Origin of the sequence: Ferribacterium limneticum (genome assembly GCF_020510625.1) — a bacterium.
Taxonomy (GTDB): Bacteria; Pseudomonadota; Gammaproteobacteria; order Burkholderiales; family Rhodocyclaceae; genus Azonexus; species Azonexus limneticus_A.
Window position 1 is genome coordinate 1026458 of sequence record NZ_CP075191.1, and the last position, 18573, is coordinate 1045030.

Here is an 18573-nt window from a genome sequence, read left to right on the forward strand (position 1 = left end):
AGGGAGTGGCATGAGCGAAGTTGCGAGCAGGTCTGCGGGTGTCGGCGTATCCGGGGTGCGGGAAGATATCCTGCATCATGACCCGCTGTTGGATTGTCTGGTTGAACTGACGCGAATTCACGGCCGGCCGAGTACCCGGGCCGCGCTGGTTGCCGGATTGCCCCTCGAGAAGGGTGTCTTGCCGCCTTCCATGTTTGCACGCGCGGCTAGTCGGGCCGGTCTTTCGGCCAAGGTGGTCAGGCGCTCGCTGGAGCGCATCGACGACGTGCTGCTGCCGGCAGTTTTGCTGCTTAATAACGAGGAGGCCTGCGTGCTCCTCGGTTGGGATGCGTCTGGACAAACCGCCCGCTTGCTGTTTCCGGAAACTGCTCAGGGAACGGTGCTGTTGTCCCGAGATGCCCTGGCAGAGCGCTTCTCGGGCATTGCGATTTTTTCGCGGCCGCATTTCAGGTTCGACAGTCGTACGCCGCAGGTGGGCGATATCAAGCTTCGCCACTGGTTCTGGGGTGCGCTGGCCGATCAGTGGATGGTTTACCGCGATGTCCTTGGCGCGGCCTTGCTGATCAACCTGATGGCGCTGGCCATGCCGCTGTTCACGATGAATGTTTACGACCGCGTGGTGCCGAACCGGGCGACCGAGACACTCTGGGTCCTGGCCCTTGGCGTCATGCTGGTCATTGGTATCGACATGATCCTGCGCTCCCTGCGCGGCTACTTTATCGATCTGGCCAGCGCGCGGATCGACATGCAGCTTTCCGCCAGGATCATGGAGCGCGTTCTTGGTGTTCGCATGGAGGCCAGGCCGGCCGCCGTTGGCGCGTTTTCATCGAATCTGCGCTCATTCGAGTCGGTGCGTGATTTCATTACCTCGGCTTCGGTCACCGCCTTCATTGATCTGCCTTTTGCCCTGCTGTTCGTGCTTGTTATCGCGATCATTGCGTGGCAATTGATCATCCCCGTCCTGCTGGCGATCGTTGTCGTCGTTATCTACGCCTACGTGCTGCAGCATAAGATGCACGCGCTGTCGGAGACGACCTATCGGGCATCGGCGCAGCGAAATGCCACGCTGATCGAAAGCCTGACCGCCCTGGAAACCATCAAGACCCAGGGCGCCGAAGGCGTGATGCAGGCGAAGTGGGAAAAAACCGTAGCCTTCGTCGCACGGGTCAATAACCAGATGCGTTTCCTCTCCGCCGCGGCCACCAATGGCGCCATGGAAATCCAGCAGATTGTTAACGTTGTCGTCGTGATTGCCGGCGTTTATCTGATCGGCAATGGCCAATTGAGCATGGGCGGCCTGATCGCCTGTACGATGCTGACCTCGCGGGCCGTTGCGCCCTTGGGGCAAATGGTCGGGCTGCTGATGCAGTACCACAACGCCAAGGTGGCGCTGACCTCGCTCGAGCAGATCATGAATAACCCGGTCGAACGGCCGGCCGACGCCAATTTCGTCCATCGTCCGGAGCTGAAGGGCGATATCGAGTTTCGCGATGTCGAGTTCAGCTATCCCAATGCCCAGATTGCCGCATTGCGCGGTCTGAGTTGCAAGATCAACGCCGGCGACAAGGTGGTTGTCATCGGTCGCGTCGGTTCTGGTAAAACCACCCTGCAGAAACTGCTGCTCGGCTTGTACCAGCCGACGGGCGGGGCGGTCAGCATCGATGGTGTCGATCTCCGCCAACTGGATCCGGCCGACCTGCGGCGCAATATCGGCTACGTCGCCCAGGATCTGACGCTGTTCTATGGCACTTTGCGCGAAAACATCGCCATCGGCGCGCCTTACGCCGACGATGCCGCCATCGTGGCGGCGGCCGAGGCGGGTGGTTTGACCGAATTCGTCAATCGTCATCCGGATGGTTTCGACATGATGATCGGCGAGCGGGGCGATTCCCTGTCTGGCGGTCAGCGCCAGGGGGTGGCGATTGCCCGTGCCTTCCTGATGGATCCGCCGATTCTGTTGCTGGATGAGCCGACCAGCGCCATGGATTTCTCCTCGGAGCAGCAGTTCAAGGAAAGGCTGCGCCTGACGGCCGCCCACAAGACGGTATTGATCGTCACCCACCGCAACAGCCTGCTCGATCTGGCGACGCGCGTCATCGTCGTCGATGATGGCCGCATCGTGGCGGATGGTCCGCGGGATCAGGTGATTCAGGCGCTGCAGAGCGGTCGCGTCGGGAGGGCGTCATGAGTCGCGCCAAAGCCTTGTTGGGGGCCACACATGCCTGGCTGGAGCATGTCGCCCAGCGCGGTGCGCCGTATGTCGAAAAGGTTCTCGGGCGCTTGCCGAACCGGGAGGAAATCGAGGTCGTCGATTTTGCAACGGATGCCGATCTCGCCATGCTGCGTCAGGAGCCATTGCGGGCTCGCGTCCTTTTACGCGCCATCAGCGTCGTGTTCATTGCATTCGTTCTCTGGGCAGCGATTGCCCAGCTGGATGAAGTGACCCGTGGCGAGGGCAGGGTCATTCCGTCGCGCCAGGTCCAGATTCTGCAGAGCATCGATGGCGGGCTGGTTTCCGAAATTCTGGTCAAGGAAGGCGAGGTCGTTCAGCCCAATCAGTTGTTGATCAAGATCGACGAAACGCGCTTCGTCTCCTCAGTGAAGGAAAATCAGGCGCAGTATCTTGGCCTGGTCGCCAAGGCTTCCCGTCTGCGGGCAATTTCCGAAGGCAAGCCCTTCGTGCCGCCGCCGGAAGTGCTCAAGGCGGATGCCTCGATCGTCCAGCAGGAACGCCAATTCTACGAAGCGAGAAACGACGAGCTGAATGCCGCCGTTTCCATTGCTCGTCAGCAGCTTGCCCAGCGTCAGCAGGAGCTGAATGAAGCGCAGGCCAAGAGGGCGCAGGCTTCACAAGGCTATGACCTGACCTCCAGGGAACTGGCGGTGACCAAGCCCCTGATCAACTCCGGTGCCGTTTCCGAAGTTGAGTTGCTCCGCCTTGAGCGCGATGTCTCGCGCTACCGTGGCGAACGTGACATGGCTGCGGCCCAGATTTCCCGCGTTCAGGCATCGATCAACGAAGCTCAGCGCAAGATCGAGGAGGTAGAACTGACCTTCCGCAATGACGCCAGCAAGGAGCTCTCCGAAACCATGGCCAAGTTGAACAGCCTGGCGGAAGGCAGCGTCGCGTTGTCGGATCGAGTCAAGCAGTCGTCCATTCGTTCGCCGGTCAAGGGGACGGTCAAGCGTCTGCTGGTCAATACCGTGGGCGGCGTCATCCAGCCCGGCAAGGACATGATCGAAATTGTTCCCCTGGAAGACACGCTGTTGCTGGAGGCCAGAGTATTGCCGCGCGACATCGCCTTCTTGCGCCCGGGGCAGCCGGCCATGGTCAAGTTCACCGCCTACGATTTCTCCATTTATGGCGGGCTGGAGGGCACCCTCGAACACATCGGGGCCGACACCGTCATGGACGATAAGGGCAATGCCTTCTATACCGTGCGGGTTCGGACCAACAAACCCGGTTTTGGCGATGCCAATCTGCCGATCATTCCGGGCATGGTCGCCGAGGTCGATATCCTGACCGGCAAGAAGAGTGTCCTGGCCTATCTGGTCAAGCCGGTGCTCAGGGCCAAGAGCGTGGCCTTGACGGAACGCTGATGAATCACTACTTCGTTGATCGCGACGCGGCGCCCTTGCCGACCTGGCTGGCCGCTTTCCCGCAAGCCCGGGCATTGCGCCGGGACGAAAATATGGCGTTTCCCGCCGGCCAACCCGCGATTGTCTGGTATCGATGCCGGGCTGGCGAATCCGTGGAATCGGTCTTGCATTTTCATGTTCATCAAGCCGGTCAGCGCGTGGTGCTGTTGGCAGATGAGCCGGATGAATCCGTCGTCGAGGCCGCCCTGGCCCTGGGGGCCTCGGGCTGTTGCAACAGCCATGCGGCACCCGAGGTTCTGCGTCAGGTCGCACTGGTGGTCGAGAACGGCGGCTTGTGGGTTGGCCAGTCGTTGTTGCTGCGCCTGGTCGGTGGGGCATCACGTGCCCTGGCGGCGAAATCTGAAAGACCGCCGCGGGTGAACTGGGCGACGCTGCTTTCCGAGCGCGAGGTCCAGGTGGCCAGACTGGTTGCCGGTGGCGCCAGCAACCGTGAGGTGGCCGACCAGTTGTCGATTACCGAGCGGACGGTCAAGGCACACATGTCGGCGATCTTTGAAAAGCTTGGTCTGCGCGATCGCTTGCAGCTCTCGCTGCACATCAATGGCGTAAATCTTTAACGCCTGAGCGTGGAATTACTCACGCTTTTTTACAATAACTGTACTTTGGTTCAATAGCCGGGAGGCACGGGCAGCCCTAGACTTTTAGCATTGCTAATAGTGTCTGGAGTTTCACCGTGGCCCAATCCCAAATCATCGCTAAAGTTTCCGAACTGTCCGGTCAGGCGTTTGCCCGAGATAGCGCAGGAAACATGCGCCGCCTCAAGTTGGGTGACGTGATTCGCGAAGGCGAGAGCGTGGTGGCGGCCGATGGGGCCAAACTTGTACTGGCGCTGGCCGATGGCCGTGAGATGAGCGTTCGCCCGGGCGAAACGGTCAGGCTGGATGCCGAAGTGGCGGCTGCAGTGAAGCCGGATGCCGCCGACAGTGCCGTCGTCAATAACCAAGCCGGGTTCCAGAAAATCGCCAAGGCCCTGCAGTCGGGTGGCGACCTCGATGCGCTGCTTGAAGAAGAAGCACCGGCGGCCGGTCTGGTTGGTCAGGGTGGCAACGAAGGGCATACCTTTGTCGAACTCCTGCGTATCGTCGAAACGGTCGATCCGCTGGCCTATCAGTTTGGGACCAATCGCGGTCGGCCGATCGAGACCATTGAAGGGGCGCCTGTCACGGTGGCTGCTGCCGGTGAGCCGGAGCAAGTCCTTTTCGCGCGCAACGATGCCAATGCAGTGAGCGAGTTGGTCGATAGCGCCGCAGCCAGCAAGGTCAGCGGCAATGTGTTGGCGGCTGGTGCGGTAAGCGATGTTGCCGACAGCGGTTTGCCGGGGGCTGTGCTGGCTGTGACCCAGATTCGCTTCGGGGCGACTGTTGCCGCACCGGGCAGCGTCATTGCGCTGGCGCACGGAACGCTGGTGGTTGCTGCCGATGGTTCCTATACCTATACGCTCAGCAATACCGATCCAGCAGTCAATGCCCTCAATGTCGGTGACCAGCTTTCCGAGCAGGTGACCTACACGATCACCGACGGCCTGGGCCATACGGCGCAGGCAAACCTGACCCTGACCATCAATGGGGCGAACGACTCGCCGACGGCGACACCCTCTGTGACGCCAATCGTGGCCGTGGAGGATAGTTCCGTTGCGGTGCCGGTCGGCGGTAGCGATCCGGATAGTCCGATCGCTTTCGTCACGGTAACGACTCTGCCGACTGATGGCGTTCTGCTCAAACCAGATGGCACGCCGGTGGTTGCTGGCGAAGCGATTCCCGTTGATCCGGTCACGCACCAGGCACTGCTCACTTTCGTCCCGAGTGCAAATTTCAGCGGCCCGGTTTCCTTCCCCTTCACCGTGACCGATACCGGCGGGCTGACTTCCGCTCAGGCGACCCAGCAAATTGACGTTAACCCAGTCAACGATCCGCCGGTTGCCGTCGTCATTCCAGCTTCGGGCGACGAAGATACCGCGATCACCATCAACCTGTCGGGTACCGACATTGATGGCAGCATCAAGAGCGTAACGGTGACCACCCTGCCGCCAGCCACTCAGGGCGTCCTCTACCTGCCGGACGGCACCACACCAGTCACGGCGAACACCCCGCTCAACCCGAGCGATGCCGCTGGCCTGATCTTCAAGCCCGCTGCGGACTTCAACGGCACGGTCAACATTCCGTTCACCGTTACCGACAACAACAACGCCACCTCGGCTCTGGCGATGGCACCGATCACTGTCAATCCGGTCAACGATCCCCCGGTCGCAGTCGTTACCCCGGCTGCCGGCAACGAAGAGAGTCCGATTCCGGTCAGCCTGACCGGTACCGATGTCGACGGCAGCATCCAGCATGTCACCGTGACCACCCTGCCGCCAGCCACTCAGGGCGTTCTCTACCTGCCGGACGGCACCACGCCAGTCACGGCGAACACCCCGCTCAGCCCAAGCGATGCCGCTGGCCTGATCTTCAAACCGGCCGCAGACTTCAACGGCACGGTCAATATTCCGTTCACCGTCACCGATAACAGCAACGTTACCTCGGCTTCAGCCACCACACCGATTACGGTCAATCCGATCAACGATCCCCCGGTTGCTGTCGTGACGCCAGCCTCGGGCGATGAAGATACGCCGATCCCGGTCAGCCTGACCGGCACCGACATCGACGGCACCATCCAGTACGTCACCGTGACCACCCTGCCGCCGGCCGGCCAGGGCGTCCTCTACCTGGCCGACGGCACCACGCCGGTTGTGGCTGGCGCCCAGCTGACGCCGACTGAAGCCGCTGGTCTGGTTTTCCAGCCGGCCCCTGACTTTAACGGCACGGTGAATATTCCATTCACCGTTACCGATAACGAAAACGGCACCTCGCCGCAGGCCACCGCAGCGATCAGCGTCAATCCGGTCAACGACCTGCCGGTCGGTGTCACCGCTCCGGCTGTCGGCAACGAAGATAGCCCGATCCCGGTCAGCCTGAGCGGCACCGACATCGACGGCACCATCCAGTACGTCACCGTGACCACCCTGCCGCCGGCCGGTCAGGGCGTCCTCTACCTGGCCGACGGCACCACCCCGGTGGTGGCTGGCGCCCAGCTGACGCCGACTGAAGCCGCCGGTCTGATCTTCCAGCCGGCGCCCGACTTCAATGGCACGGTCAACATTCCATTCACCGTCACCGACAACAACAACGCCACCTCAGCCCCGGCCAATGCGCAGGTCACGGTTACCCCGATCAACGACCTGCCGGTTGCTGTCGCTACTTCCGCTGCGGGCAACGAAGGCAGCCTGATTCCGGTCAGCCTGACCGGCACCGACATCGACGGCATCATCCAGTCTGTCACTGTCACGACCCTGCCGCCAGCCGGTCAGGGCGTCCTCTATCTGGCCGACGGCACCACCCCGGTGGTGGCTGGCGCCCAACTGACGCCGAGCCAGGCTGCCGGTCTGATCTTCCAGCCGGCTGGCGGGTTTAACGGTACTGTCAGCCTCTCGTTCACCGTCACTGACAACGAAAGCGCCACCTCAACCCTGGCCAACGCGCTGATCATCATTAATCCAGTGAACGACCCGACCCTGATCACCGGCGGCACCAGCGGTGCCGGCAACGAAGACACCGGGATCAGCGGCACGCTGACCGCCACCGACGCCGACGGCCTCGCTGACGGCAGCGTCTACACCGTCAGCACCAACGCCGGCCACGGCACGGCCAGCATCGACCCGGCCACCGGCACCTGGCACTACACCCCGGTCGGCGACTACAACGGCGCCGACAGCTTCACGGTGAGCCTCACCGACGACGCCGGCAACACCACGACGCAAGTCATCAGCCTGACCATCGCCGCCGTGGCCGACATCCAGAACGACAACCTGAGCACCACCGAAGACACCGCCGTCACCATCCTCGCCAGCGACCTGCTCGGCAATGACAGCTTCGAAGGCAGCCCGGTCGTCACCGCCGTCGGCAGCGCCGCCCACGGCACCGTCGCCCTGGTTGGCGGCAACCTGACCTACACCCCGACCGGCAACTACAACGGCCCGGACAGCTTCACCTACACGGTGACCAGCCCGACCGGCGTCACCGAAACGGCGACCGTGAACGTCACCGTCACCCCGGCCAACGATGCGCCGGTTGCCGGCGACGACAGCGCCAGCACGGCCATCAACCAGCCGGTGACGATTGACGTCAAAGCCAACGACAGCGACCCGGACAACGCGAACAATCAACTCACCGTCAGCAACCCGCTCGTAGACCCGACGAAGGGCAGCGTCACGCTCAATCCGGACGGCACGCTCACCTTCACTCCGGTCAGCAACATCACCGGCCCGGTCACCATTACCTACACCCTGACCGATCCGGACGGACTGACTGACACCGCGACGGTCACCATCAACGTCGGCACCAACACCGCGCCGGCCGGCACCGACAACAGCTTCACCTTTGCCGAAGACAGCAGCCAGGCCTTCACTGCCGCCGCCTTCGGCTTCACCGATGCCGACCTGGGTCAGACCCTGCAAGCCGTGCGTATCGACAGTCTGCCGGCGACTGGTAGCCTGACGCTGAACGGCGCAGCCGTCAGCGCCGGACAAATCATCGCCGCCGGCGACCTGGCCCAACTCCTCTACACACCGCTGCCGAACGGTAACGGTGCGCCGTACGCCAGCTTCAGCTTCTCCGTGCAAGATAGTGCCGGCGCCTTTGACAACGCACCGAACACCATTACGCTCAACGTCACCCCGGTCAACGACCTGCCATTCTCCACGCCGACGACCGTCAATATCGCCGAAGATCAGACCTATGTTCTGGGCAGCAGCGATTTCGCCATGAGCGACATTGACGGCACGATCGTCTCGGTCCATGTTGGCTCCGCCTCGGGCGGCGTCCTCCAGCAACTCGTTGGTGGCGTGTGGACCACGCTGACGATACCGGTCGGTGTCGGCATCGATGTCGCCAAGTCAGTCATCGATGCCGGGGAACTCAGATTTGTTCCGGTTGATGACCTGAACGGAAACGCCGTCGCTGGCATCAGCTACAAGCCGGTTGATGATCTGGGTGGTTCCCGCGCTGTATTTACGCAAGTCGCCATTCGCATCGCCGCCGTCGCCGACATCCAGAACGACAACCTGAGCACCACCGAAGACACCGCCGTCACCATCCTCGCCAGCGACCTGCTCGGCAATGACAGCTTCGAAGGCAGCCCGGTCGTCACCGCCGTCGGCAGCGCCGCCCACGGCACCGTCGCCCTGGTTGGCGGCAACCTGACCTACACCCCGAACGGCAACTACAACGGCCCGGACAGCTTCACCTACACGGTGACCAGCCCGACCGGCGTCACCGAAACGGCCACCGTCAACGTCACCGTCACCCCGGCCAACGATGCGACCACCGTCACCGGCGGCACCTCGGGTGCCGGCAACGAAGACACCACGATCAGCGGCACGCTGACCGCCACCGACGCCGACGGCCTCGCTGACGGCAGCGTCTACACCGTCAGCACCAACGCCGGTCACGGCACGGCCAGCATCGACCCGGCCACCGGCGCCTGGCACTACACCCCGGTCGGCGACTACAACGGCGCCGACAGCTTCACGGTCAGCCTCACCGACGACGCCGGCAACACCACGACGCAAGTCATCAGCCTGACCATCGCCGCCGTGGCCGACATCCAGAACGACAACCTGAGCACCACCGAAGACACCGCCGTCACCATCCTCGCCAGCGACCTGCTCGGCAATGACAGCTTCGAAGGCAGCCCGGTCGTCACCGCCGTCGGCAGCGCCGCCCACGGCACCGTCGCCCTGGTTGGCGGCAACCTGACCTACACCCCCGATGCCAACTACAACGGCCCGGACAGCTTCACCTACACGGTGACCAGCCCGACCGGCGTCACCGAAACGGCGACCGTCAACGTCACCGTCACCCCGGCCAACGATGCGACCACCGTCACCGGCGGCACCTCGGGTGCCGGCAACGAAGACAACACGATCAGCGGCACGCTGACCGCCACCGACGCCGACGGCCTCGCTGACGGCAGCGTCTACACCGTCAGCACCAACGCCGGCCACGGCACGGCCAGCATCGACCCGGCCACCGGCGCCTGGCACTACACCCCGGTCGGCGACTACAACGGCGCCGACAGCTTCACGGTCAGCCTCACCGACGACGCCGGCAACACCACGACGCAAGTCATCAGCCTGACCATCGCCGCCGTGGCCGACATCCAGAACGACAACCTGAGCACCACCGAAGACACCGCCGTCACCATCCTCGCCAGCGACCTGCTCGGCAATGACAGCTTCGAAGGCAGCCCGGTCGTCACCGCGGTCGGCAGCGCCGCCCACGGCACCGTCGCCCTGGTTGGCGGCAACCTGACCTACACCCCGAACGGCAACTACAACGGCCCGGACAGCTTCACCTACACGGTGACCAGCCCGACCGGCGTCACCGAAACGGCGACCGTCAACGTCACCGTCACCCCGGCCAACGATGCGACCACCGTCACCGGCGGCACCTCGGGTGCCGGCCACGAAGACACCGCGATCAGCGGCACGCTGACCGCCACCGACGCCGACGGCCTCACTGACGGCAGCGTCTACACCGTCAGCACCAACGCCGGTCACGGCACGGCCAGCATCGACCCGGCCACCGGCGCCTGGCACTACACCCCGGTCGGCGACTACAACGGCGCCGACAGCTTCACGGTCAGCCTCACCGACGACGCCGGCAACACCACGACGCAAGTCATCAGCCTGACCATCGCCGCCGTGGCCGACATCCAGAACGACAACCTGAGCACCACCGAAGACACCGCCGTCACCATCCTCGCCAGCGACCTGCTCGGCAATGACAGCTTCGAAGGCAGCCCGGTCGTCACCGCCGTCGGCAGCGCCGCCCACGGCACCGTCGCCCTGGTTGGCGGCAACCTGACCTACACCCCGAACGGCAACTACAACGGCCCGGACAGCTTCACCTACACGGTGACCAGCCCGACCGGCGTCACCGAAACGGCCACCGTCAACGTCACCGTCACCCCGGCCAACGATGCGACCACCGTCACCGGCGGCACCTCGGGTGCCGGCAACGAAGACACCACGATCAGCGGCACGCTGACCGCCACCGACGCCGACGGCCTCGCTGACGGCAGCGTCTACACCGTCAGCACCAACGCCGGTCACGGCACGGCCAGCATCGACCCGGCCACCGGCGCCTGGCACTACACCCCGGTCGGCGACTACAACGGCGCCGACAGCTTCACGGTCAGCCTCACCGACGACGCCGGCAACACCACGACGCAAGTCATCAGCCTGACCATCGCCGCCGTGGCCGACATCCAGAACGACAACCTGAGCACCACCGAAGACACCGCCGTCACCATCCTCGCCAGCGACCTGCTCGGCAATGACAGCTTCGAAGGCAGCCCGGTCGTCACCGCGGTCGGCAGCGCCGCCCACGGCACCGTCGCCCTGGTTGGCGGCAACCTGACCTACACCCCGAACGGCAACTACAACGGCCCGGACAGCTTCACCTACACGGTGACCAGCCCGACCGGCGTCACCGAAACGGCGACCGTCAACGTCACCGTCACCCCGGCCAACGATGCGACCACCGTCACCGGCGGCACCTCGGGTGCCGGCCACGAAGACACCGCGATCAGCGGCACGCTGACCGCCACCGACGCCGACGGCCTCACTGACGGCAGCGTCTACACCGTCAGCACCAACGCCGGTCACGGCACGGCCAGCATCGACCCGGCCACCGGCGCCTGGCACTACACCCCGGTCGGCGACTACAACGGCGCCGACAGCTTCACGGTCAGCCTCACCGACGACGCCGGCAACACCACGACGCAAGTCATCAGCCTGACCATCGCCGCCGTGGCCGACATCCAGAACGACAACCTGAGCACCACCGAAGACACCGCCGTCACCATCCTCGCCAGCGACCTGCTCGGCAATGACAGCTTCGAAGGCAGCCCGGTCGTCACCGCCGTCGGCAGCGCCGCCCACGGCACCGTCGCCCTGGTTGGCGGCAACCTGACCTACACCCCCGATGCCAACTACAACGGCCCGGACAGCTTCACCTACACGGTGACCAGCCCGACCGGCGTCACCGAAACGGCGACCGTCAACGTCACCGTCACCCCGGCCAACGATGCGACCACCGTCACCGGCGGCACCTCGGGTGCCGGCAACGAAGACAACACGATCAGCGGCACGCTGACCGCCACCGACGCCGACGGCCTCGCTGACGGCAGCGTCTACACCGTCAGCACCAACGCCGGTCACGGCACGGCCAGCATCGACCCGGCCACCGGCGCCTGGCACTACACCCCGGTCGGCGACTACAACGGCGCCGACAGCTTCACGGTCAGCCTCACCGACGACGCCGGCAACACCACGACGCAAGTCATCAGCCTGACCATCGCCGCCGTGGCCGACATCCAGAACGACAACCTGAGCACCACCGAAGACACCGCCGTCACCATCCTCGCCAGCGACCTGCTCGGCAATGACAGCTTCGAAGGCAGCCCGGTCGTCACCGCGGTCGGCAGCGCCGCCCACGGCACCGTCGCCCTGGTTGGCGGCAACCTGACCTACACCCCGACCGGCAACTACAACGGCCCGGACAGCTTCACCTACACGGTGACCAGCCCGACCGGCGTCACCGAAACGGCCACCGTCAACGTCACCGTCACCCCGGCCAACGATGCGACCACCGTCACCGGCGGCACCTCGGGTGCCGGCAACGAAGACAACACGATCAGCGGCACGCTGACCGCCACCGACGCCGACGGCCTCGCTGACGGCAGCGTCTACACCGTCAGCACCAACGCCGGCCACGGCACGGCCAGCATCGACCCGGCCACCGGCGCCTGGCACTACACCCCGGTCGGCGACTACAACGGCGCCGACAGCTTCACGGTCAGCCTCACCGACGACGCCGGCAACACCACGACGCAAGTCATCAGCCTGACCATCGCCGCCGTGGCCGACATCCAGAACGACAACCTGACCACCGCCGAAGACACCGCCGTCACCATCCTGGCGACCAGCCTGCTCGCCAATGACAACTTTGAAGGCAGCCCGGTCGTCACCGCGGTCGGCAGCGCCGCCCACGGCACCGTCGCCCTGGTTGGCGGCAACCTGACCTACACCCCGACCGGCAACTACAACGGCCCGGACAGCTTCACCTACACGGTGACCAGCCCGACCGGCGTCACCGAAACGGCGACCGTCAACGTCACCGTCACCCCGGCCAACGACCCGACCCTGATCACTGGCGGCACCAGCGGTGCCGGCAACGAAGACACCACGATCAGCGGCACGCTGACCGCCACCGACGCCGACGGCCTCGCTGACGGCACGGTCTACACCGTCAGCACCAACGCCGGCCACGGCACGGCCAGCATCGACCCGGCCACCGGCACCTGGAACTACACCCCGGTCGGCGACTACCACGGCGCCGACAGCTTCACGGTCAGCCTCACCGACGACGCCGGCAACACCACGACGCAAGTCATCAGCCTGACCATCGCCGCCGTGGCCGACATCCAGAACGACAACCTGAGCACCACCGAAGACACCGCCGTCACCATCCTCGCCAGCGACCTGCTCGGCAATGACAGCTTCGAAGGCAGCCCGGTCGTCACCGCCGTCGGCAGCGCCGCCCACGGCACCGTCGCCCTGGTTGGCGGCAACCTGACCTACACCCCGAACGGCAACTACAACGGCCCGGACAGCTTCACCTACACGGTGACCAGCCCGACCGGCGTCACCGAAACGGCCACCGTCAACGTCACCGTCACCCCGGCCAACGATGCGACCACCGTCACCGGCGGCACCTCGGGTGCCGGCAACGAAGACACCACGATCAGCGGCACGCTGACCGCCACCGACGCCGACGGCCTCGCTGACGGCAGCGTCTACACCGTCAGCACCAACGCCGGCCACGGCACGGCCAGCATCGACCCGGCCACCGGCGCCTGGCACTACACCCCGGTCGGCGACTACAACGGCGCCGACAGCTTCACGGTCAGCCTCACCGACGACGCCGGCAACACCACGACGCAAGTCATCAGCCTGACCATCGCCGCCGTGGCCGACATCCAGAACGACAACCTGAGCACCACCGAAGACACCGCCGTCACCATCCTCGCCAGCGACCTGCTCGGCAATGACAGCTTCGAAGGCAGCCCGGTCGTCACCGCCGTCGGCAGCGCCGCCCACGGCACCGTCGCCCTGGTTGGCGGCAACCTGACCTACACCCCGACCGGCAACTACAACGGCCCGGACAGCTTCACCTACACGGTGACCAGCCCGACCGGCGTCACCGAAACGGCGACCGTGAACGTCACCGTCACCCCGGCCAACGATGCGCCGGTTGCCGGCGACGACAGCGCCAGCACGGCCATCAACCAGCCGGTGACGATTGACGTCAAAGCCAACGACAGCGACCCGGACAACGCGAACAATCAACTCACCGTCAGCAACCCGCTCGTAGACCCGACGAAGGGCAGCGTCACGCTCAATCCGGACGGCACGCTCACCTTCACTCCGGTCAGCAACATCACCGGCCCGGTCACCATTACCTACACCCTGACCGATCCGGACGGACTGACTGACACCGCGACGGTCACCATCAACGTCGGCACCAACACCGCGCCGGCCGGCACCGACAACAGCTTCACCTTTGCCGAAGACAGCAGCCAGGCCTTCACTGCCGCCGCCTTCGGCTTCACCGATGCCGACCTGGGTCAGACCCTGCAAGCCGTGCGTATCGACAGTCTGCCGGCGACTGGTAGCCTGACGCTGAACGGCGCAGCCGTCAGCGCCGGACAAATCATCGCCGCCGGCGACCTGGCCCAACTCCTCTACACACCGCTGCCGAACGGTAACGGTGCGCCGTACGCCAGCTTCAGCTTCTCCGTGCAAGATAGTGCCGGCGCCTTTGACAACGCACCGAACACCATTACGCTCAACGTCACCCCGGTCAACGACCTGCCATTCTCCACGCCGACGACCGTCAATATCGCCGAAGATCAGACCTATGTTCTGGGCAGCAGCGATTTCGCCATGAGCGACATTGACGGCACGATCGTCTCGGTCCATGTTGGCTCCGCCTCGGGCGGCGTCCTCCAGCAACTCGTTGGTGGCGTGTGGACCACGCTGACGATACCGGTCGGTGTCGGCATCGATGTCGCCAAGTCAGTCATCGATGCCGGGGAACTCAGATTTGTTCCGGTTGATGACCTGAACGGAAACGCCGTCGCTGGCATCAGCTACAAGCCGGTTGATGATCTGGGTGGTTCCCGCGCTGTATTTACGCAAGTCGCCATTCGCATCGCCGCCGTCGCCGACATCCAGAACGACAACCTGACCACCGCCGAAGACACCGCCGTCACCATCCTCGCCAGCGACCTGCTCGGCAATGACAGCTTCGAAGGCAGCCCGGTCGTCACCGCGGTCGGCAGCGCCGCCCACGGCACCGTCGCCCTGGTTGGCGGCAACCTGACCTACACCCCGACCGGCAACTACAACGGCCCGGACAGCTTCACCTACACGGTGACCAGCCCGACCGGCGTCACCGAAACGGCCACCGTCAACGTCACCGTCACCCCGGCCAACGATGCGACCACCGTCACCGGCGGCACCTCGGGTGCCGGCAACGAAGACAACACGATCAGCGGCACGCTGACCGCCACCGACGCCGACGGCCTCGCTGACGGCAGCGTCTACACCGTCAGCACCAACGCCGGCCACGGCACGGCCAGCATCGACCCGGCCACCGGCGCCTGGCACTACACCCCGGTCGGCGACTACAACGGCGCCGACAGCTTCACGGTCAGCCTCACCGACGACGCCGGCAACACCACGACGCAAGTCATCAGCCTGACCATCGCCGCCGTGGCCGACATCCAGAACGACAACCTGAGCACCACCGAAGACACCGCCGTCACCATCCTCGCCAGCGACCTGCTCGGCAATGACAGCTTCGAAGGCAGCCCGGTCGTCACCGCCGTCGGCAGCGCCGCCCACGGCACCGTCGCCCTGGTTGGCGGCAACCTGACCTACACCCCGAACGGCAACTACAACGGCCCGGACAGCTTCACCTACACGGTGACCAGCCCGACCGGCGTCACCGAAACGGCCACCGTCAACGTCACCGTCACCCCGGCCAACGATGCGCCGGTTGTGGGTAACGCATCTGTTACCGTATCCGAAGAAGGTCTGGCTGGTGGCATTGCCGATGGGGATGGCAATCCAACTGACAGTACTAATCTGACTGTACGCTCGGGTACTCTGAGCGTGCTTGATATCGATAGCGCTGTTTCAGTTTCCTTGCTGCAACCGTTGAGCGCATTGACGGCGGGTGGCGTTGCAGTAACGTGGAGTGGCTCCGGAACCCAAACATTGATCGGTTCCGCTGGTGGTATTGAGGTGCTGCGAGCCACCATCGACAACGCCGGGAATTACACGGTGACGCTCTCCAAAGCCATTGATCACGAGGCCGGTAATGATGAGAACATCGCAGCCATCGAGCTCCGTGTTTCGGTCAGTGATGGGGTTGCGGCACCGGTTCTAGGCAATCTGACGGTGAATATTGAGGACGACATGCCTGTCCTCAGCAATACGACGAATACCATCGCCGTCGATGTCGATACGATCGTTATCAACAGTTTGCAGGCTGGTTGGATCAACCCGCTTTTCCTGGGTGGTACGAATCAGACTTCGCAAACCAATACTGACGCCGATAGTTTCACCGACAAGATATTGTGGGGGAATCCGGCGAGCGGCAGCGGTCAGTCGGGCTATACGCTGGTTGATAGCACGGCGTTCGTCAGTGCAGTAGGAACGGAGGTGCACTCCGGGGAACTCTTCAAACTGGCAGACTTCAGCCACCTCAATTGGCCGATCTATTCCAATTCGTCGACCTTGGACAAAGTCACCCTGACGATGACTATGAATGTGGTCATTAATGGTGTGTCCACGCCGATCAACTTTACCGTTCTGCTGGATCACACTGAAACGCCGAATGACGGTGCCGATCCTCGGGACATCATCACCCTGCCGACTCAGGATGTGACGGTCTCTCTGGCCGGACAGGACTACGTTTTCCGTCTGGAAGGCTTCAAGAACGACGCTGGGCAGATCGTCAATACGATTTATACCGATGAGCAGGCGACTAACCCGTTCGGTATTTATGGCAGCGTAAGCACGGTTGATCCTCTGCCCACCGTTACTGGCTCGGTGGGCGGGAATATCGGTGCAGACGGACTGGGAACGGTGACCTGGGGGAATACTTCCAGCACTTACGGGACGATGGTCGCCAATGCCGATGGAACCTATCAGTTCGTGGTCAATCGCGCGACTCGCGACAGCCTGGCCTATGGTGATCTTCTGACGCAGACTTTCGCCTATACCATCACTGACAAGGATGGCGATTTGGTGGCCGGGTCGGTGACCATCGAAATCAAGGCTCCGGAAGTGGTCGAACTTACCTCGACATCAGCCACCATCAGCGGCCTCAATATGGGCTTGTCCGGTGAGTATTTTGGCTACAACGATACGCGTACCGGAACGGCTAGCGATCCCGCCTATCAGGGAACGACGAGTATTCGTCTGCATTCCGATGACGGTACGGCAGATGCTGGTGATCCTAATAATGTGGATCGTCTGGCTGACGTTGAGGAAATCATCGAAGGGCGAAATAACAATACCAACCTGATTAATAACGCCATTCTTTCCGATCCCATGAAGGCTGATGCCACCTTCTCGGCCAACAAGCTGGAATTCGGCCTGCCAACTGGCTCCAATATCCCGCTATTTAGCAATGATCTTGGCCAGAACGGTAAGGTTACAAGCGGTACGATTTCCGCAACGGCAGGTATTGAGACAAACAATCTCTACACTTTTCTCAAGGTTTCTTCCGGGAATGTTGATGGCCTGGCTGCAACCAGTGGCTTGGGCGATACGACCGATGCCATTATCCGGATGGTTGGTTACATCTATATTCCGGCCGGCGGTGTCTACGATATGCGAGTCACCGCTGACGATGGCTATCGTGTGCTGATCAATGGCCAGAACCTCGCTCAGGTTGACTTCATCCAGGCGACGGCAACGAAGATTTACACAGGTGTCACCCTTTCCGAAGGTTTGCAGCCTATCGAGATTCTGTATTGGGATCAGGGGGGGCATGCCAGCTTACGCGTCGAGTTCAAGGTGAGCGGTGCGGCCGACACTACCTACAAGATTATCGGCAATGACGAATACGCCTTGTTCTCGCCAACCGACGTGCCTGTCTTGGGTGCCAATCAGGATATCGTTGAATCCTCGACAAGCAATGGCGTTTGGCAGATTCGTGACGGTGAAACCTACAACGGTACCAATGAGGCAGAAAAGATTGTTGGCAGCGACGGCAAGGACACCATCCATGCGGGTGGCGGAAACGATATCGTTCAAGGCGGTAACGGATCTGATCTGATTTCAGGTGGTGCGGGCGATGACGTCCTGACTGGTGGTCTGGGGTCGGATACCTTTGCCTGGACGCTGGCTGATCAAGGCAGTGTTGGCTTGCCGGCAAAGGACATCATCACAGACTTCAATGTGGCGTCGAAGGCCACTGGTGGGGATGTGCTTGATCTACGCGATCTTTTGCCGACAGCAACAACAGTGAGCGCACTCGATACTTATCTCAACTTCAGCAAGTCTGGCAGCGATACGGTGATTGATGTGAAACCCGATGGTACAAACGTAACGCAGACGATCGTGCTGGCCGGCGTTGATCTGGGGGCCACCGGAACAAATGATGCAACAATCATCCAGGATCTGCTGACCAAAGGTAAGTTGATTACCGATTAAGCGGCTGCACCCCAAGGGAACTTCCTTTGGGGTGAAAACGGCAATAAAAAGGGGCGATTTTCATCGCCCCTTTTTATTGC

At 63.1% G+C, this 18573-nt stretch carries 4 protein-coding genes; all 4 read left to right on the forward strand.

The features are described from left to right. Nucleotides 1–10: 10 nt before the first annotated feature. The 4 genes from KI617_RS04950 (at nt 11) to KI617_RS04965 (ending at nt 18493) form a co-directional block, all read left to right on the forward strand. Nucleotides 11–2188 carry a type I secretion system permease/ATPase gene (locus KI617_RS04950; RefSeq protein ID WP_226450912.1) on the forward strand — a complete coding sequence of 726 codons (2178 nt, stop codon included), beginning with the start codon at nt 11–13 and terminating at the stop codon, nt 2186–2188. Next, complete coding sequence (locus KI617_RS04955) at nt 2185–3600, forward strand: HlyD family type I secretion periplasmic adaptor subunit (protein ID WP_226450913.1); 1416 nt, start codon at nt 2185–2187, stop codon at nt 3598–3600. Before KI617_RS04950 ends, KI617_RS04955 begins: the two co-directional genes overlap by 4 nt. Then, complete coding sequence (locus KI617_RS04960; protein ID WP_226450914.1) at nt 3600–4217, forward strand: helix-turn-helix transcriptional regulator; 618 nt, start codon at nt 3600–3602, stop codon at nt 4215–4217. Before KI617_RS04955 ends, KI617_RS04960 begins: the two co-directional genes overlap by 1 nt. A 116-nt stretch (nt 4218–4333) precedes the next feature. After that, nucleotides 4334–18493, forward strand: coding sequence for a retention module-containing protein (locus KI617_RS04965; RefSeq protein WP_226450915.1), 14160 nt, complete (start codon nt 4334–4336; stop codon nt 18491–18493). Nucleotides 18494–18573: the final 80 nt, after the last annotated feature.

Coding starts and splice junctions, on each gene's coding strand:
- KI617_RS04955 (WP_226450913.1), top strand. CDS start 2,185: ATGAGTCGCGCCAAAGCCTTGTTGGGGGCCACACATGCCTGGCTGGAG.
- KI617_RS04960 (WP_226450914.1), top strand. CDS start 3,600: ATGAATCACTACTTCGTTGATCGCGACGCGGCGCCCTTGCCGACCTGG.
- KI617_RS04950 (WP_226450912.1), top strand. CDS start 11: ATGAGCGAAGTTGCGAGCAGGTCTGCGGGTGTCGGCGTATCCGGGGTG.